The organism is Kitasatospora sp. NPDC059646 (assembly GCF_042734615.1).
Classification (GTDB): Bacteria; Actinomycetota; Actinomycetes; order Streptomycetales; family Streptomycetaceae; genus Kitasatospora.
In genome coordinates this window covers 72,092-93,175 of the sequence record NZ_JBHWDS010000003.1, presented here as the reverse complement: position 1 = coordinate 93,175, position 21,084 = coordinate 72,092, and the positions used below count along the sequence as shown (strand labels likewise).

Annotated in this window: 19 protein-coding genes; 6 read left to right on the top strand and 13 right to left on the bottom strand. The window is 74.9% G+C overall.

Features of this window, described 5'->3' with window-relative positions:
* Positions 1 to 39: 39 nt before the first annotated feature.
* Positions 40 to 729 carry an endonuclease V gene (locus ACFV1L_RS02920; protein ID WP_380362296.1) on the bottom strand — a complete coding sequence of 230 codons (690 nt, stop codon included), beginning with the start codon at positions 727 to 729 and terminating at the stop codon, positions 40 to 42.
* 461 nt (positions 730 to 1,190) lie between these two features.
* Here ACFV1L_RS02920 and ACFV1L_RS02915 point away from each other — a divergent pair, with 461 nt between their 5' ends.
* Positions 1,191 to 1,460: a hypothetical protein gene (locus ACFV1L_RS02915; RefSeq protein WP_380362294.1), complete on the top strand. Its 270-nt coding sequence runs from the start codon at positions 1,191 to 1,193 to the stop codon at positions 1,458 to 1,460.
* Between the two features lie 121 nt (positions 1,461 to 1,581).
* On the opposite strand, the gene ACFV1L_RS02910 is transcribed toward ACFV1L_RS02915, so the two are convergent.
* Positions 1,582 to 2,283, bottom strand: a complete 702-nt coding sequence (locus ACFV1L_RS02910; protein WP_380362292.1) for an RDD family protein — start codon at positions 2,281 to 2,283, stop codon at positions 1,582 to 1,584.
* Between the two features lie 197 nt (positions 2,284 to 2,480).
* Entirely contained in the window at positions 2,481 to 4,334 is a 1,854-nt protein-coding gene (locus tag ACFV1L_RS02905) for an RDD family protein (protein ID WP_380362290.1), read from the bottom strand.
* Positions 4,335 to 4,709: 375 nt separating this feature from the next.
* Here ACFV1L_RS02905 and ACFV1L_RS02900 point away from each other — a divergent pair, with 375 nt between their 5' ends.
* Positions 4,710 to 5,129, top strand: coding sequence for an SsgA family sporulation/cell division regulator (locus ACFV1L_RS02900; protein ID WP_380362288.1), 420 nt, complete (start codon positions 4,710 to 4,712; stop codon positions 5,127 to 5,129).
* Positions 5,130 to 5,604: 475 nt separating this feature from the next.
* Here ACFV1L_RS02900 and ACFV1L_RS02895 read toward each other — a convergent pair whose 3' ends face one another.
* The 3 genes from ACFV1L_RS02895 to ACFV1L_RS02885 form a co-directional block, all read right to left on the bottom strand.
* Positions 5,605 to 7,005 (bottom strand): glycosyltransferase 87 family protein, encoded by a 1,401-nt coding sequence (locus tag ACFV1L_RS02895; protein ID WP_380362287.1) that lies wholly within the window; start codon positions 7,003 to 7,005, stop codon positions 5,605 to 5,607.
* 588 nt (positions 7,006 to 7,593) lie between these two features.
* Entirely contained in the window at positions 7,594 to 8,967 is a 1,374-nt protein-coding gene (locus ACFV1L_RS02890) for a sensor histidine kinase (RefSeq protein ID WP_380362509.1), read from the bottom strand.
* 17 nt (positions 8,968 to 8,984) lie between these two features.
* A complete protein-coding gene (locus ACFV1L_RS02885) occupies positions 8,985 to 9,689 on the bottom strand; it encodes a response regulator transcription factor (protein WP_380362286.1) in 705 nt (234 codons plus the stop codon).
* A 177-nt stretch (positions 9,690 to 9,866) separates the two neighbouring features.
* On the opposite strand from ACFV1L_RS02885, the gene ACFV1L_RS02880 reads away from it, so the two are divergent.
* From ACFV1L_RS02880 to ACFV1L_RS02870, 3 genes are all read left to right on the top strand, one after another.
* Positions 9,867 to 10,403, top strand: coding sequence for a hypothetical protein (locus ACFV1L_RS02880; protein WP_380362284.1), 537 nt, complete (start codon positions 9,867 to 9,869; stop codon positions 10,401 to 10,403).
* Positions 10,404 to 10,448: 45 nt separating this feature from the next.
* Positions 10,449 to 10,979, top strand: coding sequence for an Lrp/AsnC family transcriptional regulator (locus ACFV1L_RS02875; RefSeq protein ID WP_051653065.1), 531 nt, complete (start codon positions 10,449 to 10,451; stop codon positions 10,977 to 10,979).
* 216 nt (positions 10,980 to 11,195) lie between these two features.
* On the top strand, positions 11,196 to 11,963 hold the full coding sequence (locus tag ACFV1L_RS02870) for an IclR family transcriptional regulator (protein WP_380362282.1): 768 nt from the start codon (positions 11,196 to 11,198) through the stop codon (positions 11,961 to 11,963).
* 83 nt (positions 11,964 to 12,046) lie between these two features.
* Here the strand turns inward: ACFV1L_RS02870 and ACFV1L_RS02865 are convergent, their stop codons facing one another.
* From ACFV1L_RS02865 to ACFV1L_RS02845, 5 genes are all read right to left on the bottom strand, one after another.
* Positions 12,047 to 12,862: a S16 family serine protease gene (locus tag ACFV1L_RS02865; RefSeq protein ID WP_380362280.1), complete on the bottom strand. Its 816-nt coding sequence runs from the start codon at positions 12,860 to 12,862 to the stop codon at positions 12,047 to 12,049.
* Positions 12,863 to 12,916: 54 nt separating this feature from the next.
* Positions 12,917 to 13,567 (bottom strand): IclR family transcriptional regulator, encoded by a 651-nt coding sequence (locus ACFV1L_RS02860; protein ID WP_380362279.1) that lies wholly within the window; start codon positions 13,565 to 13,567, stop codon positions 12,917 to 12,919.
* Between the two features lie 353 nt (positions 13,568 to 13,920).
* Positions 13,921 to 14,295 carry a DUF2752 domain-containing protein gene (locus ACFV1L_RS02855; RefSeq protein ID WP_380362507.1) on the bottom strand — a complete coding sequence of 125 codons (375 nt, stop codon included), beginning with the start codon at positions 14,293 to 14,295 and terminating at the stop codon, positions 13,921 to 13,923.
* Between the two features lie 83 nt (positions 14,296 to 14,378).
* Complete coding sequence (locus ACFV1L_RS02850) at positions 14,379 to 14,615, bottom strand: TM2 domain-containing protein (RefSeq protein WP_380362277.1); 237 nt, start codon at positions 14,613 to 14,615, stop codon at positions 14,379 to 14,381.
* Positions 14,616 to 14,822: 207 nt separating this feature from the next.
* Entirely contained in the window at positions 14,823 to 16,646 is a 1,824-nt protein-coding gene (locus ACFV1L_RS02845; RefSeq protein WP_380362505.1) for a DEAD/DEAH box helicase, read from the bottom strand.
* A gap of 414 nt (positions 16,647 to 17,060) precedes the next feature.
* On the opposite strand from ACFV1L_RS02845, the gene ACFV1L_RS02840 reads away from it, so the two are divergent.
* On the top strand, positions 17,061 to 17,561 hold the full coding sequence (locus ACFV1L_RS02840) for an SsgA family sporulation/cell division regulator (RefSeq protein WP_380362275.1): 501 nt from the start codon (positions 17,061 to 17,063) through the stop codon (positions 17,559 to 17,561).
* 26 nt (positions 17,562 to 17,587) lie between these two features.
* Here the strand turns inward: ACFV1L_RS02840 and ACFV1L_RS02835 are convergent, their stop codons facing one another.
* Positions 17,588 to 18,208, bottom strand: coding sequence for a class F sortase (locus ACFV1L_RS02835; RefSeq protein ID WP_380362274.1), 621 nt, complete (start codon positions 18,206 to 18,208; stop codon positions 17,588 to 17,590).
* 91 nt (positions 18,209 to 18,299) lie between these two features.
* Positions 18,300 to 20,819, bottom strand: coding sequence for a phosphatidylglycerol lysyltransferase domain-containing protein (locus ACFV1L_RS02830; RefSeq protein ID WP_380362272.1), 2,520 nt, complete (start codon positions 20,817 to 20,819; stop codon positions 18,300 to 18,302).
* Positions 20,820 to 21,084 lie beyond the last annotated feature (265 nt).

Below are 21,084 nucleotides of genomic sequence, written 5' to 3'. Positions count from 1 at the left end.
ACGGTCCGTCAAAACGCCCCCTGGTGACGGCGGGTCAGGTCAGGGAGTGGGGGCGGTGGCGGCGAGGGCCTGGCGGCAGAGGGAGTCGGCCCGGCGGGTGGTTTCGGGGAGGCGGTAGGAGGGGGTGAGTGCGAGGGTGACGGCGGTGGCTTCAGGTAGACCGATGCGGTGACCGACCGAGAGGAAGACCGGTTTGACGCCCTGGCGGGTGCGGACGGCGCGGCCGACCGTTTCGGAGCCGTCGAGGAGCGGGGACCAGTCGCCGCGGTGGGCGCCGGGCGGTTCGTGGGTGAAGGTGAAGGGCGTCTTGGCGATGCCGAGGGTCGGCAGGCCGGTGTGGACGCCGAGGTGGCTGGCGAGGCCGAGGCGGCGGGGGTGGGCGAGGCCGTAGCCGTCGCAGACGATCAGGTCGGGGGTGCGGGTGAGGCGGGACAGCGCGTCGAGGACGGCGGGGAGTTCGCGGAACGCGAGCAGTCCGGGCAGGTACGGGAACGCGACCCGGCCGACGGCGGTGACCTGTTCGACGACGTCGAGGGTCGCGTAGTCGAGGAGGACAGCCGCCGCGGCGACCACGTCCCGCTCGTCGTCGTAGGCGACGTCGACGCCGGCGATCAACGTGCCGGGGCGGCGCGGGGGTTCGGGGCCTTCGGCGACGACCAGCGGGCGCAGGCGTTCCTGTTCGGCGCGGGCGGCTTCCGCGGTGGTGGGCCAGTCGGCGGGGACGGTCACGGCGACTCCGGACGGATCGGAAACAGGTGGCGCGGGGCGGGCACCCACCCCGGTGTTGTCCGTGTGCACGCTATCGCCCGGGGTCGCGGCGCGGAGAACGACGGTACGTCCCGACGCTGTGAGCCCGTGCGCCCCCTGTGCCCCGGGATGACCCAACTCCCAGCGATTAGGCTGGACTTACCCGCACCAGGCCGCTGGCCCCGCCGGCGCCCCGCTCAGGTACAGCGTCAACATGCAGCGCCAACGTGCAGCACCCACGTGCAGTGCCACGCTCAACGCCACGCCCCTCCCCGGTCCGGATTTCCCCGCGCGAAGGGTCCACCACCATGACGCGCCCCACCGCCCCGCCCCGTGCCGTCCGATCCCCTGCCGCCCGGCCCACCACCGCCCGGCCATCCGCTGCCCGGCCGTCCGCTGCCCGGCCCGGCACCGCTCGGCCCTCCGCCGCCCAGCGCTCTGCCGTGCGGTCGTCCGCCGCCGCCCGCCCCGGGCCGGCCCAGGTGGCCGCCGGTGCCCTGATCGCGGTGGCCGCCGCGGTGGCCCTGCTGGCCGTGTCGGGCGAGACGGGGGTGTGGCGGGTCGCCGTCCTGGTGGCGTTCGCGATCGCACTGGGGACGCTGTCCGCCGTCCTGCTCACCGCGCGCCGACGCCCGCCGGTGGCCGCGACGGGCAGCCCGGACGTCCCGAGGCCGGCGGCGCGCCGGCCGGAGTACGCCCACCGGTCCGGGTAGCCGAAGGCGAGGACGCACCGACTACCGCGTCCGGGGCGCCGACCGGGACGCACCGACTCCCGGGTCCGCGGCAGGTCGATGGCTGCCACGGGCCCGGGGCCCAACCCGAGCCGATCGGCCGTCAAGCGGTGGAGACCACCACCGTCTTGGCTGCCTTGTCGTGGATGCACTGCCGGTAGGGCTTGTCGAAGACCCCGAACAGGCCGTCGACGGGCCACCACAGGCCGCCGCAGCAGATCAGCGCGGGGACGACGAAGGTGGCGGCGCGGGACCAGGCGGCGGCGGGAGTCGGGGAGGAGCCGTCGGCGAGCATCGCGACGCGGACCTTCATCAGCTTCTTGCCGACAGTCTGGCCGTCCCGGCTGAGCATCAGGCCCTCGTAGACCAGGTAGAGCGCGTAGCCGAGCCAGGCCGAGCCGACCCAGCCGTCCTGCTTGCCGAAGTTGGCGAACGGCAGCAGCACCAGGACGGCGACCGCCTGCACCATGATCCAGTCGACCAGGCGGGCGAGGATCCGGGCGCCCCAGCCGCCGAGCGGGGGCATCCCGGGGACCGGGCCGGGGCCCGGCGTGCCGTAGGGCGAGCCGTACTGGCCGCCGTTGGGCGCACCGTACGGGTCGCCGGGGGGCGGGTTCTGGCCCGGCGGGGGGACGTAGCCGGGGGGCCGGTTGTCGTAGGGGGAGCCCGATCCGGGTGGCGCACCGTACTGGCCACCGTAGCCGGGCGGCGTGTCGTACGGGCTGCCCTCCGACGGCGGCTGCTTGTCGAAGGAAGGCTTGCCGCCCTCCTCCGGCTCGGTCCCAGAGGGGTCGTGGGTGCTCATGGCACGAGTAGAACACCGCAATTACTACGATGTTGGGATATTCGCCCCGTTTCGGCCCGTTTCGACGGCATTTCGACCGCGCGCCGTTCCGCCCACGCCTGCCCTCCCCTTCGCGCCGCCAAACTGACGCGGCGTCACTCGACGGCTGGGCTCCGGCTGGGCTCCGGCCGCGCTCCGGCCGCGCTCCGGGTGGGCCCTCACCGCCGCCCCGACCGCGCCACCTTCACCACCCTCGTCCTGGCCGCCCGGTCGTGCCAGCCGCGCCGGGCGGAGCGGTCCAGCAGCGGCGCGACCAGGCCGAGCAGCACGGCGGTGCCCAGCCCGCCGACCAGCCACCGCAGCAGGGAACGTCCGAAGCCCGGCGGCCGGGTGCCACCCGCGACGACCACCCGGACCCGGGCCAGCCGCTTGCCGAAGGTCTGGCCGGTCCGGGCGATCGGCAGCACCTGGTACAGCAGCGCGAACAGCAGCAACACCCCGACCACCACGCCCAGCCGGCCCAGCACCACCTGGTCGAGCAGCCACACCTGGTGCTGACGGCCAGTCAACTGGGCGGCCCGCTGCGCCTGGTCGATCTTCTGCTGGACGTGCGCCGAGACCGTGGCGGCCATCGGCACCCCGACGGCCGCCCCGACCACCGCCGCCACCGCCGCGTCCACCAGCCATCCGAACGCCCGCGCGGCGAGACCCGCCGGAACGGGCGCGGGCACGGCCGTCCGCCGCGGCTCCCCGCCACCGCGCACCCGCGCGGGTGCACGCTCCGCAGTCTGCCCGGCAGCGGGCTCCGCCTCCCCGCGCGGCGGCCGCACCCGTTCGCTGGTGACGTGCGCCGCCCGGGGCTCCCGAACCACCCGCTCCCCGGCCGACGGCGCCCCGCCGACCGGAGCCGAACCCGCCGGGGCCGTCCCCGCCGGAGCCCTCCTTGCCGGCCCCTTCCCCGCCGGGGCCTTCCCCGCCGGGGCCTTCCCCGGCACCGACTCGACGGGCCCCGATCCGACGGGACCCGCCCCGACAGGACCCGACCCTGCGGACGCCGACTCTGCGGACGCCGACTCGACGACCCCCCAGGACACCCGCCGCGCGGCGTTCCCGGTGTCCATCAGCCCGCGCTGCGCCCGGGGATCCGCCCGCCAGGCCGAACCGGCGGCCGGCTCGGCGCTCCGCTGCTCCTCCGCCGCCACCGCCCCGGCAGCACGCGGCGCGAACGACTCCCGCGGCGCGAACGACTCCCGCGGCTCGAAGGACTTGCGCGGCTCGAACGGCGCACGCGGCTCGTACAGCGGCCCCGGCGCAGCCGAGATCCCGACCGAACCGTCGCCGCCCACCCCGGTACCGGCCGGGCCGGCCGATGCGGATGCGGCCGCGCCCCCGTGCCAGGGCGTGCCGCCGAGCGGCTGCGCCGGACGCGGCCCGACCTCCTCCGGCACCACCACCTCGGGCTCGGGCCCCGGGATCTTCCCCTCTGCCGACTCCCGTTCCGCATCAACGGCAGCACCGACGCCACCTGTCCCGCCCCCGCCGACCCGCTGCGGTGCGGCAGCGACGGCTTCGGGGAGCGGGCCGAGCCGCAGCGCCGCGGCGGTGGCCCAGGACTCAGCGGTGACGGGCTGGAGCCCGCTGCCGGCGACCGCCCAGGGGGCGGGTTCGTCCGGGCGCAGGGGCGACATCCCGGTGCGGGGGCGGACGTCGACGGCCACGGGCGGCGGCTCGGCCACGTCCGGGTGGACGGGCATGTTGAAGGCGGTGTGGGCACCGGTCTCGTCGAGGTAGATGGGGCCGGTCTCGATCAGCGGGCCGGTGGGGGCGGTGTGGGCGAGGCCGGGCGGAATGCTGTACGGCGGAGGGCTGAGGTACCGGGCGACGAAGCGCGGGGGGTGGAGCTGTTCGCCGGGCGCGGGGGCGGCCCGGCTGGTGCCGGGGACCCAGGCGTGGCCGGCCCAGTAGCGGACGAAGCCGGGTACCGAGGGGTCGGGGTAGTAGCCGGGTGCTCCGGCGTCCGCGGGCACGGTCGCGCCGAGCATCGGTGCTGCGATGGGGGGCCGGTCCGTCATTGCCTCTTCCTTCGTACCGGCACCGCGGCGTGCAGGCGTGTGCGGACGTACGCAACAGGGCCGCGGGCGGAGAGTCGCCGGGCAGTCACAAAGGGTAGTACCTGGAGTGTCCCGGTCCGCCTGGTTCGACGGAACTCGTGGAACCGGTGGAACGGGATGGACCCGAGTGGTACGGCGCGAGTCCTGGGAGTCCGGCCGGGCCGGGCAGCCGGGGCGGGTGTCCCGTCCGGAACAACCGGGGCGGCAGGGAAAAGGTTCTGCGAAAGTCCGCCGGAAAAGTTCTTCGGAAACCCGTGTAAGACTCCGCGGCACTCCTCCTCTCTCCAGGTGCGGGGCCGATGGGCGGCCCAGCGGAGGCGAAGAGGGTGAGCGGCCATGGCCGGACAGTCGACCGGAGTGGTGGAGCAGGAGCTGGAGCTGAACCTGGTGCTGTCGCCCGAGCGCAGCGTCGCGGTGCCGGCGCGGCTGTCGTACGGGAGCCACGACCCGTTCGCGGTGTACGTGACCTTCCACCTGGACAGTGGGACGCCGGTCACCTGGGTGTTCGCGCGCGAGCTGCTGGTGGAGGGAACGTTCCGCCCGTGCGGTCAGGGCGACGTGCGGATCTGGCCGACCCGCTCGGGGCGGCGGAGCGTGCTGTGCATGGCGCTGAGCTCGCCGGCGGGCGACGCGCTGCTGGAGGCGCCGCTGCCGACCGTGGCGGCGTGGCTGGAGCGGGCGCACCGCCTGGTCCCGCCGGGCGCGGAGCTGGAGGCGATGGACATGGACGGCTCGCTCGCCGAACTGCTGGCGTGACACCCGTCGTGACGGCGGCCCGAACGGCGTTCCGGACGGCGTTCCGCACGACGGCCCGCGCCACGTTCGCTGCGACGCCCCGACGGACCGCGTCGGCACCGGCCGCCCCCACCCGGCCGCCGGGACGTCCGCCGGAGCGCCCGCCGACCGGACGTCCGCGCCGCGCCCGGCACGCACCTCGGGCCGGGCGCACGGAGCCCCGGTCGGAGCGGCCGCAGGTACCGGTACAGGCACGGCGCACGGAGCGCCGTCCACGCCGGAAAGCGTTCTCCACTCCCCTCCGGAAAGCGTTTTCCAGTCACTGTTCGGCAAACGCTTTCCCTCACCTCCCGGAAAACGTTTTCCAACCACCTTCGGCAAGCGCTTTCCGCCCCACCCCGGCACCCACCCGCCCCACCGAAACGGGAACGGGAACGGGAGCGGGAGCGGGAACCGGAACCGGAGCCGGAGCCAGAACCGGAGCCGGAGCCGCTGCTCAGTGGGCCGCGGGGGCCTTCTGAGTGAGCCCGTCGGGGCCGGTGCGGGGGGCGGGCAGGTGCACCACGGAGGCGCCGGCGGCGCGGCGGCGCGAGTGCACGCGCAGGGCGGCGACGGCCAGGAAGCAGAGGCCGAGCAGGGGGTAGACGGAGGCAGGCACCTGGCTGGGCAGCGGCAGGTGCAGGTCGAGGTCGCCCTTGTGCGGGACTATCCACATCGCGAAGGAGAGGAAGCCGAGCAGGGTGAGGCCGAACACGATCCGCCAGCGCAGGCGCCGGACGGCGGCGGGGCGGGAGCGTTCGTGGGCGGCCTCGGCGGCGAGCAGCACCAGCATGGGGACGCACCACACCCAGTGGTGGGTCCAGCTGATCGGGGAGATCAGCACGGCGGTGACCAGCGCGCAGCAGACGCTCCAGGCGTCGGCCCGGGGCGACCAGCGGGCGCTGCGGTGCGCCCAGACGGCGACGGCGAGGCCGCCGACGGCGACCAGGGCGGCGAGCGCGGTGGCGGGCAGTCCGGGGTTCTCGGTGTGCAGCAGGCGGGCGACGGTGCCGCTGAGCGACTGGTTGTCGACGATGACGGTCTTGCCGACCCGGGTGGAGTCGAACAGGTACTCGGTCCAGAAGCCGCGGGTGGCGTCGGGCAGCGCCAGCCCACCGATCAGGACGGTTCCGACGAAGGCGGCGCCGGCCACCATCGCGGCCCGGATCCGTCCGGTGATCAGCAGGTAGACGGCGAACAGCCCGGGGGTGATCTTGATGCCGGCGGCCAGGCCGATGGCGAGGCCCTTGGTGCGGGCGCGGTCGGGGCGGGTGAGGTCCCAGAGGATCAGGCAGGCCAGGGCGAGGTTGATCTGTCCGTAGCGCAGGGTGGTGAAGACCGGTTCCAGCCAGACACCCAGTCCGGTGATCAGGACCACGCCGATCGGCCGCAGTTCGCGGCGCGGCCAGCCGACCAGTTTGAAGGACAGGTGGGCGAGGGTGGCCAGCAGCAGCAGGTTCCCGACGGTGATGGCGATCCGCAGGAACGGGATGCCGAACCAGGTGGTCGGCACGAACAGCATGGCGGCGAACGGCGGGTAGGTGGCGGGCAGGTTCCACTCGGTGACCCGCAGCGCGTACAGGTCCTGGCCGTGGGCGACGGCGGCGCCCTCGGCCCGGTAGACGATCATGTCGACCATCGAGGTGCCGGCCAGGTGCCGCACGACCGCGTAGCCGAGCAGGGAGACCACGGCGAGCGCCGTGGCGACGGCGAGCGGCCGCCGGGGCGCGGCGCGCAGAGCTGCGGCGATGGCGGTGAGCAGGCGGAGGGGTGCGGTCAGCGTGCGCTGCCAGGCGGGAACGGCCGGCTCTTCGGGCCCGCCGGAGGGTGTGGCGCGTTCCGCTTGCACCGTGGTCACTGTGTTGCTCCGTCCGCCGTCGACCTGCGCTGGGCCAGCAGCCGACACTACCCGACCTGCCGATTTGCGCCACCGGTCGCGGACGTCCCGGCTCCCCCGCCCACGCCACCGGTCGCGGACGTCCCGGCTCCCCCGCCCACGCCACCGGTCGCGGACGTCCCGGCTCCCCCGCCCACGCCACCGGTCGCGGTCGCCCCGGGCTCCCCTCCGGGGGCCTGCCGGCGGCCACGGGGAAGGGTGGCCGTCCGGGTCCGGCCCGGGCCCGGGGCGGCCGCTGGTTCGGGCGGCCGGTCCGCGCCCGGGCGGACGGCCCGCCGCCGCGGACGGAGAGCGACGGCGGGCGGAGCACGGGCGACGATGTGCGACGCCGTGCGACGAATCCCACAGGACGGGTCGGCCCACGGGCTGCGGCCCACGAGTGGGGAACGGCGTGCGGCCCGACCCTAGCCAACCCGGCGGACCGGAACGTCACGGTCGGGGCGGCATCAGCCGCCGCTGAGGTCGTACTAGGGAGTACTTAAGGAAGGGGAGCGACACCCGAGCTGTCGCCCCCGCGGTAACAGCTGCTGTGTCGTCATCGTCGGTCCGTCAGTCCTTGCGGATCAGTCGGCCGGGGCGGCGCCGTTGCTGGCGCGGCAGTTCGACTTGGGTGCGGGTGTTGAGCCGCACGGCGATCTCGGCGCCGCCGAGGGCGGCGGAGCGGCCGAGGGCGACGTCGCCGCCGGTGCCTTCGGCGAGTTTGCGGACGATGTCCAGGCCGAGGCCGGTGGAGCCTTCGCCGCCGTGGCCGGCGCCGCGGCGGATCGCCGGGGCCGGGTCGGCGAAGCCCGGGCCGGCGTCGCCGACCAGGACGGTGACGGCGTCCTCGGTGGCGGTCAGGTCGACGGCGAAGGCGGTGCCGACGGCGGTGTGCCGGAAGACGTTGCCGAGCAGGGCGTCGACGGCGGCGGCCAGGTCGCCGCGCTGGACGGGCACGGGTGCCGCGTCCCCGTCTCCGTTGAGCTGCCAGGGGCGGCCTTCGTCCTCGGCGAGGGCGGACCAGAACGCGACGCGTTCGCGGACCACTTCGACGGCGTCGCAGCCGAGGACGACCGGTGGGGCGTCCACGGGGTGCCGGCGGGCGGTGCGGATGATCTGGTCGACCTCGCGTTCGAGTTGGGCGACGGCGTGCCGGGTGGCGTCGGCGGCGTCGCCCTCGCCGAGTGCGGCGGCGTTGAGCCGGAGCACGGTGAGCGGGGTGCGGAGCCGGTGCGAGAGGTCGGCGGCGAGTTCCCGTTCGGCGGCGAGCAGGTGGACGACGCGGTCGGCCATGGCGTTGAACGCGTAGGCGGCTTCGCGGAGCTCTTCGGGTGCGCCCGCCGCCTCGGGGCCTTCGACCGGGACCCGGACGGTGAGGTTGCCGGAGCCGAGCGAGCGCGCGGCGGTGGCGAGGCGGCGGGCGGAGCGGATGATCCGGGTGCCCATCCGGTCGGCGACCGCGACGGAGACGGCGACCAGGGCGAGCGCGACGCCGGAGAGCACCAGCCAGGCGGTGCCGACGCCGCGCGACAGTTCCTCGTCGGGGACGAACACCTCGACCATCGCGGTCCGTCCGTTGTCGACGGCGAACGGCTGGAGCAGGGCGTAGCCGCCGGTGGTGCGGACGGTGCCGGCCCGGCTGCGGCCCTGGTCGGAGGTGAGCGGCCCGGGGTCGACGCGGGCGTTGCCGACGGTCGGGCCGCCGGGCAGGTGGACGGCGAGGCGGTCCTGGGCGCCGGCGTCGGTGGAGGCGAGGGCGCGGGAGACGGCTTCCTGGTCGGTGGTGATGGCGAGTGCCGGTCCGAGTGCGGCGGCCTGCCGCTGGGCGGTGGTGAAGGCCCGGTCGCGGGCGGTGTGCTGGACGACCAGGCCGAGCGGGATGAGGAACGCCAGCGCGACCATGACGGTGCCGGCGATGGCGGCCTTGACCATCGCCCAGCGCAGCGAGCGGAGCAGGCGCTTCATGTGGTGCACCCGATCGGTTCCGAGGGGGCTTCCAGCCGGACGCCGACGCCGCGCACGGTGTGCAGGTAGCGGGGGCTGGAGGCGGTCTCGCCGAGTTTGCGGCGCAGCCAGGACAGGTGGACGTCGATGGTCTGGTCGCCGCCGTAGGTCTGCCGCCACACCTCGGCGAGGATCTCCTTGCGGGGGACGACCACGCCGGGCCGGGCGGCGAGGAAGGCCAGCAGGTCGAACTCGCGCCGGGTGAGGTCGAGGCGCTGCCCGTCGAGCAGGGCCTCGCGGCGTTGCGGGTCGATGGCGAGGCCGCCGACGCGCAGGATCTGAGGGGCCATCAGGGAGCCGCCGCCGAGTCTGCGCAGGACGGCGGCCATCCGGGCGGTGAGGTGTTCGCCGGAGAACGGTTTCACCAGGTAGTCGTCGGCGCCGTCGTTGAGCAGCCGCACGATCTCCGCCTCCTCGTCCCGCGCCGTGGAGATGATCACCGGCACGTTGGTCAGTCCGCGGATCATCTTGAGCGCCTCGCTGCCGTCCAGATCGGGCAGTCCCAGATCGAGGATCACCAGGTCGCAGCCGACCTGGGCGACTTCGCGGAGCGCCTCCAGGGCGGTGCCGACGGAGCGCACGGCGTGGCCGGAGTCGGCCAGATGGCGGATCAGGGCGGAACGCACAAAGGGGTCGTCCTCGACCACAAGCACTGTTGCCATGGGGCTGCACGGTACGGCATGGCGGCCCATTGGTCTGTACCTCGGGGGCCGAGGTGGCCCTGCGGCGGGCCGCCGGGCGGAGCTGACGGGTCGTCGGGAGTCGTGATCCGCAAGGTTGCCGGGTGTTGACCGGGTCCCTGACCTGCCCGTGACCTTCGTACGGCAGGATGGCCCGCGATGCGGAGCGGATGGGTTCAACTGGGCGCCTGGACGGCGGCCACCGGGGCGGCGGTGGCGCTGTCCTGGCTCGGTGTGCACGCGGTGCTCGCCGACACGGTGTTCGAGGAACCGGTGGCGCTGCCGCCGACGACGGCCTCGGCCGCAGCGCCCGCACCCGCGCCCGCGGCGACCGCGCCGCCGTCGTCGTCCACCGCCCCGCCGGCCGGTTCGGCCGCTCCGCGCCCCGGTCCGGATCCGGACCCGGCTCCGACCCGGGGCCAGGCGTCGCCGTCCCGGAGCACCGCGGCGGCCCGCCGCTCGCCGAGTCCGACCGGGTCGGTGCACAGCTACGTCCTGCCGGGCGGCCGGGTGGCGCTGGATCTGCGGGCGCACGACGCCGAGTTGGTGTCGGCGACGCCGGAGGCGGGCTGGGCGATGCAGGTCTGGCACGGCGACCAGTGGATGCGGATCGACTTCACCAAGGACGACCGGGCCTCCCAGGTGTACGTGACCTGGAACGGCTTCGAGCCGAACGTGCAGGTCGTCCCGGGCTGACCGGAGGCGGTTCGGGGCTGACGGGCGGGCCGTGCCGACCGCACAATGTCGGTCGACGCCCGCACCACCGAGGAGCCGCCCGTGCCCCCGCACCCCGATGCCATCGACGCACTGGACGGACGGCTGATCCGGCTGCTCGCCGAGGAGCCGCGGATCGGGGTGCTGGAGTGCTCGCGCCGCCTGCAGGTGGCCCGCGGCACGGTGCAGGCCCGGCTGGACCGGCTGCAGGCGCGCGGGGTGATCGGCGGGTTCGGGCCGCAGGTGGACCCGGCGGCGCTGGGCTACCCGGTGACGGCGTTCGCGACCCTGGAGATCTCGCAGGGGCAGGGCGCGGACGTGCGGGCGCACCTGGCGGCGGTGCCGGAGGTGCTGGAGTTGCACACCATCACCGGGCACGGCGACATGCTGGTGCGGATCGTGGCGCGGTCGAACGCGGACCTGCAGCGGGTGATCGACCGGGTGGTGGGCTTCGACGGGATCGTCCGGGCGTCCACCGCGATCGCGCTGGAGAACCCGGTGCCGTACCGGGTGCTGCCGCTGGTCGAACAGGCCGCGGGGGCGGCGGCCGGGGCATGACATCCGGCCGTTCCGGGCCGCTTGGCGTGTCCACGGGTGACGGCGGGCGATTTTTGGCATATGCCTATGGCTCGTGCACGCAATGAATGCAGCGATGAGCCCGCGGACCACCCACCCTCAGGGTCCGTCGGCCGCCGCGCCCCGGGACCCGCAGGGCCGCCGGGGCGGGGGCGGCCGGCGCGGCCGGCGGACCGTTCACCCCGCCGGGGCGCCGCGATGAGGCGCGGCGCGGAGGCGCCCACCCTGATCGCCTCCGCGCAGCGCGCCCTGCGACTGCTGGAGGCCGCCGCCCGGCACCCGTCCGGCGCCACCGCCAAGCAGCTCGCCCGGGACACCGGCCTGGCCCTCGGCACCACGTACCACCTGCTGCGCACCCTCGTGCACGACCGGTACCTGGAGCGCCGCGAGGGCCGCTACCTCACCGGCCCGGCGGTGTCCGGGCTGAGGGGCGACGACGGCCCGGACGGCCGGGCGGCCGGGCGGAACCGGCTGGACGGGCTGCTCGGCCGGATGTCCCACGAGCTGAAGGCCGCCGTGCACTTCTCCCGGTACAAGGACGGCGAGGTCGAACTGGTCGCCGCCCGAGCCGCGCCCGGCACCACGACCGCCGACCCGGAGCGCTTCCGGGCCGGCGCGCACGCCCACGCCAGCGGCAAGACCCTGCTGGCGATGATGTCCGCCGAGGAGCGCCGGGCCCACCTGGAGCGCCACCCGATGGTGCCGTTCACCCCGTACACCCTGCGCGAGCCGGCCCACCTGCCGCTGCTGCCCGGGCCGGGGCCGCAGCGGGCCGCACCGATCACCCAGTACCAGGAGTACGAGCTGGGCCTGGTCGGGGCGGCGGTGCCGATCGTGATGGGCAGCGACCTCGCGGCGATCGCGGTGGCCCTGCCGGTCTCCCAGGCGCACCGGTTAACGGCGGTGGCCGGGAAGCTGCGCACCCGGGTCGGCGAGGACCTGGTGACGGCGGCGTTCGGACTCTAGACCCGGCCGGGCGCGGTTCCCGACGGGCACGGTTCCCGACGGACCGTCAGGGCGGGCCGTCGGGGCGGGCCGTCGGGGCGGGTTCAGCAGTGCGGGACGGCGCCGCCGTCGCGCAGCGCCTGGAGCGCGGCGATCGAGTCGGACAGGGTGTCCACCGGCACCAGTTGCAGGCCCTCGGGGGTGTTGACCTTGCCCTGCGCGCACTCGCTGCGCGGCAGCAGGAAGACGGTGGCCCCGTCGCGGGCCGCCGCCTGGGTCTTCAGCGGGATGCCGCCGACCGCGCCGACCCGCCCGTCGGGGTCGACGGTGCCGGTGCCGGCCACGGTGCGGCCGCCGGTCAGGTCGCCGCCCCGGCCGTCGCCGGCGATCTTGTCGACGATGCCGAGGGCCAGCATCTGGCCCGCGCTCGGGCCGCCGATGTCGCCGAGGTCGATGCTGACCTTCACCTGCTCGGGCGACAGCTTGAGGTAGCCCAGCGCGGCCAGCGCCGCGTTGTCCTGGGACTCCGTCATCTGCTGGGTCGTCACTTCCTGGGCCTTGGCCGGGTCGGTCTGCGGGTAGACCTCCTCGGTGGGCACGACGGCCTGCTTCGGGTCGGCCCAGGCCCGCAGCGAGTCCCACAACGTGTTCCGGTAGCCGGGGTTGGTGGCCGTGATGGTGACCGCCCGCAGCTGGCCGGTGGTGGCGCGCTGCTGCGCCCCGGTGACGGTGATCACCTGGTGGCCCTGGTACGCGCCGAGGGTGTCGGCGGTGACGCCGGGCTGCTCCAGGGTGAAGGGCAGCGGCACGAACGCGGCCACCGCGAACAGCGCCACCACCGGCAGCGCGCACAGGGCCAGGGCGCGGCTGCGCGGGGCGGTCAGGGCCGGGGGCAGGTTCAGGGAAGGCACATCCCGCATCCAAACACACCCGGGCCGCCACCCGGGACGGCCGCGCGGATCACGGGCGCCTGTTCAGCGCAGCGCGTCGGCGACTTCGGTGGCGGCCTCCACCACGCGCGGGCCGACCCGCTCGGGCACCAGGCCGTTGAGCATCACCACGCCGACGCTGCCCTCGATGCCGCTCAGGCCGATCAGTGCGGCGGCGGCGCCGCTGGCACCGGACTGCTCCTCGGCGCGGGTGATCACGAAGCCCTGTTCGGGGCGGCGCTGGCCGGGGAAGGCGCGGGCCTCCAGGATGGCGCGGCCGGCGGCGCTCTCGGTGAGCGGGTGGCGCAGGCCGGTGCGGTAGGCGACGTGGAAGTCGGTCCAGGTCGGTTCGACCACGGCGACGGCGAGCGCCTCGTTGCCGTCGACCAGGGTGAGGTGGGCGGTGGCGCCGAGGTCCTCGGCGAGCGAGCGCAGCGCGGGCAGCGCGGCTTCGCGCAGCAGCGGGTGCACCCGGTGGGCGAGGCGGAGCACACCGAGGCCGACGCGGGCACGGCCGCCGATGTCGCGGCGGACCAGCCCGTGCTGTTCCAGGGTGGCCAGCAGGCGGTACACGACCGTGCGGTTGACGGCCAGCCGGGCGGCCAGCTCGGTCACCGTCAGCCCGCGCTCGGAGTCGGCGAGCAGTTTCAGTACCCGGACACCCCTGTCCAGGGTCTGGGAGGTCTCAGCAGTCACGAACGCCAGGTCCTTTCCGCGGCGAGTCCGACCCTACGGCACAACTGCCGTGGGGCGCACCGGAATTGATCACACGCCAGAGGGGTGGACGGCGTGGGAGTCCGGCCTCGGCGAGGTACGCCGGTTGCAGGGCTCCGCGGTTGCCCGGCCGGGCCGATGGGTGGGGCCCGGACGAGTTGGGGAGACGCTAGTGAACAGGAGGTGCGCTGGGGAAGTGGTTGTTCAAAATCCGGTCCACATCGTTGGAAAGTCGCGATGAAAAAACGGACAAGAGCGGCAAAAGCACAGCCTCCACCGCTCTGGTGTTCGATATCTGACCGGTAGCCGGACAGCGCCCCCTCCGCCGGGGGACGTCAGAACAGGTTCCGGCCGACGGTCCAGAGCACGGCGGCGGTGAGCACCGCGGCGACCCCTCGCGGGCCGAGCCGCAGCCGCCAGTGCCGGCCGGCCAGCCCGTGGCGCAGCCGGACGACCCACCAGGCGGCGACGAACGGGAGGGCGAGCAGCAGCGCGGCGTTGTCGTGCCAGGCGGCGAGCAGGTCGCCGTGCAGCAGGTCCCACGCCATCCGGGTGCCGCCGCAGCCGGGGCACTGGAGGCCCGTCACCCGGCGCCAGGGGCAGAACGGCAGCACCTGCCCCGCCCGGTGCGGGTCGCGGGTGTACAGCCAGGCGGCGCCGGCCAGGCCGGCGGCGAGCAGGCCGAGCGGGCCGGCGGCGGGGTGCCGCAGCGGCGCGAACGGCGAACGGCCGACACCCCCGCCGCGGGTGTCCGCGGGTCGGGGGCGCCGGCCGTTCGCCTCGGTGCGCAAGGTCAGCCGCGCAGCTTGCGGCCCTGGGCGTCGGTGCGGTCGTCGCTGACCAGGAAGATGATGCCGTCGATCAGGGCCCAGATGCCGAAGCCGCCGCAGGTGAGCAGCTGGGCGATGCCCATGCCGATGTGGCCGGTGTAGAAGCGGCCGATGCCGAGGCCGCCGAGCAGGATCTGCAGGACACCGGCAACGATCTTGGACTTGTCGGACAGCTCGGGGTTCTGGTTGGGGTACGCCACCGTGGGCTCCTCGTTCGGGGTGGGGCCGGAGCGTCGGACGGGACGGCATCGGCAGGTTTTCCGCATGCCGAGGGTGCACCACGCGTGATGGCCCCCCAGCACCGGCATGCGGAAGATTAGCGGATGATCAGCCTTCCCGTCTGCACACTTTCTTTGCCGGACCTTGAAAGAATCCGACGCCCCGTCAGCGACCTGCGTGACTCTCCGTCAACCCTGGGTCGCCCACTCCCGGATCCGGCCGATCCGCGCCTTCAACTGGTTGGCGGTGGCCTGCGCGGTGAGCGGCCCGCCGCACTGGCGGCGCAGCTCGTTGTGGATGGTGCCGTGCGGCTGGTTGGTGCGGTGGTGCCAGGCGGCGACCAGCGCGTTCAGCTCCTTGCGCAGCTCCCGCAGCTCCTGGTGGGTGACCACCGGCCGCTGCTCGGCGGGCAGTTCGATCAGGTCGGCCTCCTCGGCGGGCCGGGCCTTGGAGCGCTGGATCTGCCGGTGCTGACGTTTCTGCAGCAGCATCTGCACCTGGTCGGGTTCGAGCAGGCCCGGGATGCCGAGGTAGTCCTCCTCCTCCTCGCTGCCCGGGTGCGCCTGCATGCCGAACTCCATGGCGTTGTACAGCACCCGGTCGAAGACCGCCTCGCTGCCCAGCGCCTCGTAGGAGAACTCCTCGCCGCCGGTGTCCGGCCCGTCGTTGGCCTTCTCGGCCTCGGCCAGCAGCCGGTCCTCCTCGTCGAACAGCCCCTCGCCCTCCTTCTTGGGGCGGTCCAGGACGTGGTCGCGCTGCAGCTCCATCTCGTTGGCGAAGCCGAGCAGCATCGGGATGGTCGGCAGGAACACCGAGGCGGTCTCACCGCGCTTGCGGGCACGCACGAAGCGGCCGACGGCCTGGGCGAAGAACAGCGGGGTGGAGATCGAGGTGGCGTACACGCCGACGCACAGCCGGGGCACGTCGACGCCCTCGGACACCATGCGGACCGCGACCATCCAGCGCGAGGTGCCCTCGGCGTAGTCCGAGATCCGCTTGGACGCCTCGGTCTCGTCCGAGAGCACCAGGGTGACCTTCTCGCCGGTGATCTCGCGCAGCATCTTGGCGTAGGCGCGGGCCACCGTCTGGTCGGTGGCGATCACCAGGCCGCCGGCGTCCGGGATGCCCTTGCGGACCTCGGTCAGCCGCCGGTCGGCGGCCTGCAGTACGGCGGGGATCCACTCGCCCTGCGGGGACAGCGCGGTCCGCCAAGCCTGGGCGATCAGGTCCTTGGTCATCGGCTCGCCGAGCCGGGCCTCCAGCTCGTCGCCGGACTTGGTGCGCCAGCGCATGTTGCCGGAGTAGCTGAGGAAGATCACCGGCCGCACGACGTGGTCGGCGAGCGCGTGCCCGTAGCCGTAGGTGTAGTCGGCGACGGACTTGCGGATGCCGTCGCTGCCCGCGTCGTAGGTGACGAACGGGATCGGGTTGGTGTCCGAGCGGAACGGCGTACCGGTGAGGGCCAGTCGGCGGGTGGCGGGCTCGAACGCCTCGAAACAGGCCTCGCCCCAGGACTTCGAGTCGCCGGCGTGGTGGATCTCGTCCATGATCACCAGCGTCTTGCGGGCCTCGGTGCGGTTGCGGTGCAGCATCGGGTTGACGCCGACGCCCGCGTAGGTGACCACGATGCCGTGGTAGTCCTTCGACAGCGGGCCCGAGGAGTACGCCGGGTCCAGTCGGATGCCTATCCGGGCGGCGGCCTCGGCCCACTGCTTCTTCAGGTGCTCGGTGGGGGCGACGACGGTGATCTGCTGCACCAGGTGGTTGTGCAGCAGGTAGGACGCCAGGGTCAGGGCGAAGGTGGTCTTGCCGGCGCCCGGGGTGGCGACCGCGAGGAAGTCCCGGGGCTGCTTCTCGATGTACTTCTCCAGGGCGCCCTGCTGCCAGGCGCGGAGCCGGCCCGCGGTGCCCCAGGGGGCGCGGCCGGGGAAGGCCGGGGAGAGGTGCGCGGCGGCGGAGGTTCCGGTGGGTCGCGGGTGGGCGCTGTCGGCGTGCGAGAACAGCGGGGCCATCGCAGAGGAGGCGGCGGTAGTCACGGTCTCCGAACGGGGTCGTCGCAGGTCAGGGCCTGTGCGAGGCCCGTCTCCCGCGGTCGGCGGGCGGTCGTGGAACCCGCCCAGCCTAGCTCCTTCCGGAGCCCGGACCGCGGCGACGGCACGCCCCTGTGGCGCGCGTCCCACTCCCCCCGCGCGGCCGTCACCGCACCTTCACCCGGCACGGCCGGCCGCTGCGGCCCGATCCGGCGCGCACCCTCCCGCGGCCCGCACCCGTCACCCGAAATGCCCGGTTCATCCCCTCGTCCTGTGGCGCAGATCACTCGAAAGGGCCCCAAAACCGGTGTAATCGCTCCCGCTCTTCCGACTCTTCCGTCACGGGAGGCGACACCGGTCGCACCCCGCAGACCCCCACACCCCGGAGGAACCGTCGTGACCGCAGCGCCCGCACCGGTAGCCCAGACCGTCCAAGCCCGACTGATCCTCGGTACCCACCGCTCCGCCCTGCTGCGGGTCACCCTGCGCTACCGCTGCGACGACCCGCTGGCGGTCCGGATGGCGTTCCCCGCCGAGTACGCCCTGGACGCCGTCGACCCCGACCCGTACGACCCGAACGCGCCGCGCGACCCGTACGACCCCTACGACCCGGTCGACGCCGCGGACCCGTGTCCGCCCGAGATCGAGTGGGTGTTCGCCCGCCAGCTGCTCGCCGCCGGCCTGGACCTGCCGGCCGGCGAGGGGGACGTCCGGATCCGGCCCGCGTTCGGCCTGCGCACCATGGTCGAGCTGCGGTCCCCGGAGGGCGTCGCGCTGCTCCAGTTCGCCCGCAACGACCTGCGCCGCTTCCTGTGGCGCAGCCACCTGGCGGTACCCGAGGGGCAGGAGCTGCGGCACCAGGACTGCGACCGGGCGCTCGCCCAGCTGCTGGCCTGAGCGCCGGCGGGCCCGCCGGGTGCCCGTCAGGCGCGCTGGGTGCGCACCAGGTGCGCGTACACCACCAGGTTCCCGTCCCAGCCGCCCTCGCGGGTGTAGCCGCCTCCGCAGGTGATCAGCCGCAGCTGGGCGTCCGGGGTGGCCGCGTACACCTTGGCGTCGGGGAAGTCCCGCTTCGGGTAGACCTCCACGCCGTCCACCTGGAACCAGGCGGTGGACCCGTCGGCCCGGGCGACGTCCAGCAGGTCGCCGCGGTGCAGGGCGCCCAGCCGGTAGAACACCGCCGGCCCGTGCGCGGTGTCGACGTGCCCGGCCAGCACGGCCGCACCGCTCGACCCGGGGGCCGCGCCGTCGCGGTACCAGCCCGCCAGGTTGCCGTCCGCCTCGGGCGGCGGCTGCAGGCGCCCCTCGCCGTCCAGGCCGAGCCGGGCCACGGGGGCGTCCACGCCCAGCGCGGGGATCCGGATCCGCACCGGCGGCGACGGCGGCAGCGGCGGAACCGCGGGCCCCACCGGCGTGCCGTCGTACGCCTGCGCCGCGGCCGGCGCCGGGGGCAGCGCGCCCTCCAGCCCGCCGTGCAGCAGCAGGGCGCCCGCCACGATCGCCCCGGCGGCCAGTGCCGCCCCGGCCCACGCCCGCTCGACCACCGCATCCTCCGCCCGCGCCGACCCGTCCCGCCCAGTCAACCGACCGCCGCCCGGTCCGGCACGCCCGGCGCACCGCGCGGGTGACGGCCCGTCAGGTCCGGTCCGCCCGGCGGCCGCGGCGCAGCCGGGGGCGGGTCAGGAAGCCCTCGGCGAGCGCGTTGGCGACGCCGATCGCGGGCAGTTCGGAGGCCTTCTCGTACAGCACGTAGCGGGGTACCCAGTGCGGCCGGTAGCGGGCGTTGGCCCGGTACAGCGACTCCAGTTGCCACCAGCGCGACAGGAACCGCAGCACGCCGCGCCACAGCCGCAGCACCGGTCCGGCGCCGAGCCGTTCCTCGAAGACCTCGCGGAACATCGCGAAGTTCAGCGACACCCGCCGCACCGCCGGGCCGCCGTCCCGGGCCTGTTCGAGCAGCCGCACCACGGTGTACTCGACCAGCCCGTTGTCGGACTCGCGGTCGCGCCGCATCAGGTCCAGCGACAGCCCGTCCGGGCCCCAGGGGACGAAGGACAGCAGGGCGGCGGTCCGGCCGGCCTCGTCGCGGCACTCGGCGAGCAGGCAGTCGCCGTCGGCGGGGTCGCCGAGCCGGCCGAGCGCCATCGAGAAGCCGCGCTCGGTGCGGCCGTGCCGCCAGGCGTCGGCGAGCCGCACCAGGTCGGCGAACTCCTCGGCGGGCAGGTCGCGGTGACGGCGGACCACCACCCGGTAGCCGGCCCGGGCGACCCGGTTGCAGGTCTGCCGCAGGCCGCGCATCTCCCGCCCGTCGAGGGTGAACCCGGCGGTCTCCACCACCGCCTCGTCGCCGAGGTGCAGCGCCCGCAGCCCGGCCACCCGGGCGTACACGGTGCCGCCGTGCTCGCCGGCGCCGGTGACGGCGGGGATCCAGGCGTGCGCGCGGGCCTGCCGCTGCCACTCCTCGATCGCCCCGGGCCAGGCCTCCGGGTCGCCGAGCGGGTCGCCGGAGGCCAGCGCGACGCCGTTGACCACCCGGTAGGCGACGGCGGCCTTGCCGCTGGCGGAGAAGCACACCGACTTGTCGCGGCGCAGCGCGAAGTAGCCGAGCGAGTCCCGGTCGCCGTGCCGCTCCAGCAGCCGGCGCAGCGCCGCCTCGTCCTCGGGGCTCTGCCGTTCGCCGCCGCGCGGGGAGCGCAGCAGGATCCGCAGGGTGAGCAGCAGCAGAGCGGTGCCGAGCAGGTTGAGGGTCAGGTCGGTCCAGCGCGGCACGTCCACGTCGCCGACCCGGACGACGCCGGACAGGGTGACCAGCCGCAGCAGCCCGTACCGGGCGGCCTCGCCCCAGGACGGCTCGCCGTCGGCGTGCGCGAGCCGGACGGCGGCCGCGCCGAGGCCGGTGAGCAGCGCCCCGCCGGCCAGCAGGACGGCGGCGGCCAGCGGCAGGTTGCCGCGGCCGCCGCGGACCCGGAAGACGGGGCGGCCGAGCAGCAGGGCCAGCAGCAGCGCGAGGGTGAGCGCGGCGGACACCCAGTTGAACGGGTGGGCGCGGAACTCGGGGAAGGCCAGTGCCAGCGCGAACAGCGCGGCGTGCACCAGGGCGACGGCCAGCGCGGCGATCCAGGCGGCGCGTTTGCGGCGGCGCAGCATGACGGCGAGCAGCCCGGCCAGCAGCGCGGTGGTGAAGCCGGGGGTGACCAGCGCGGGCGTGAAGTACTCGCCGCGGTCGACCCGTGCGACCTGGGTGCGGAACGGGGCGACCAGCGCGCCGAGCAGGTCGATGACGGTGGCGATCCGCAGGTACCACTGGGCGAACGCGGCGCAGCGCAGCCGCCAGGGTGCGGGCGGCGGCGGTTCGACGGCGGGCGGCGGCGCCGGTGCGGGCTGCGCCGGCCCCACGGCGGCAGCGGGGTCCAGGTCGGCGTCGGGGGTGCCGGCCAGCAGGTCGTAGACGGTGGTCTTGGCGGCCACCAGGCGGCGGTGGATGCGCTCCTCGCGCCGCTCGGCGCGGGCCAGGCGGCGGGGCCGGGAGCGGTAGCGCCAGCGGGCCCACGGGCTCTGCGGCCGGGCCAGCCGCAGGGCGCCGACCACGGCGAGCGGCCAGAGCATGATGCCGAGCAGCCCGGTCCAGGTCTTGCCCTTGAGCAGGCTGACCACCACCAGGGCGAGCAGCACGACGGCCCCGGCCAGGGTGGGCCCGTCGGGGTGGCGGGCGAAGCCGCCGAGCGGGAGTTCGCCGAGCAGCAGCAGTCCGATGGTGGCCACGGCGAGCATCACGGCGTCCACCGAGGTGCGGCCCTGGGTGGACCAGTAGACGTCCTTGAGGTGCAGGACGAGCGCGAACTCGTCCAGCACGAGTCCGCAGCCGACACCGAACCCGAAGCCGAGCAGGTTCCACCAGGCGCCGCCGTCGCCGCGCAGCGCGAACGCGGCGACGCCGCAGATCAGCAGCAGGGCCTGGCCGAACACCACGTGGTGGATGTGCAGCCCGCCGGGGGTGACGTTGCCGGGCCACCAGCGGACCTGGGCGCGGATCAGGCGGGTGCTGATCCGGATGAACAGGAAGGCCAGCACCAGGCCGAGCAGCAGCAGGAACAGCGGCTCCCGTCCGGTGTCGACGATCCGGTCCCGGTAGGCGTCCAGCAGCGACTGCCACATCGGCGGGTGCGACCTCCGTGTCCAGGATCCGATCCGGTCCTGCCATCTGACGCCAGGTCACCTGCCGGGCGCCGGTGCCGCTCCGACCCGGTGCGCCGAACAGGTGACCGTTCCGCTGCGGCGTCCCCCGGTCATCCGTACCCGGGGCCGTGCTTCCCGGCGTGGCGCGGCTGCCCGTGCCATGCTGAGGCCGACTCCCCCGGACGACGCATCAGTCATTTCATCTGATGGACCGTCCCTCCGGCCGGTGCCTTCCCCTGACTCC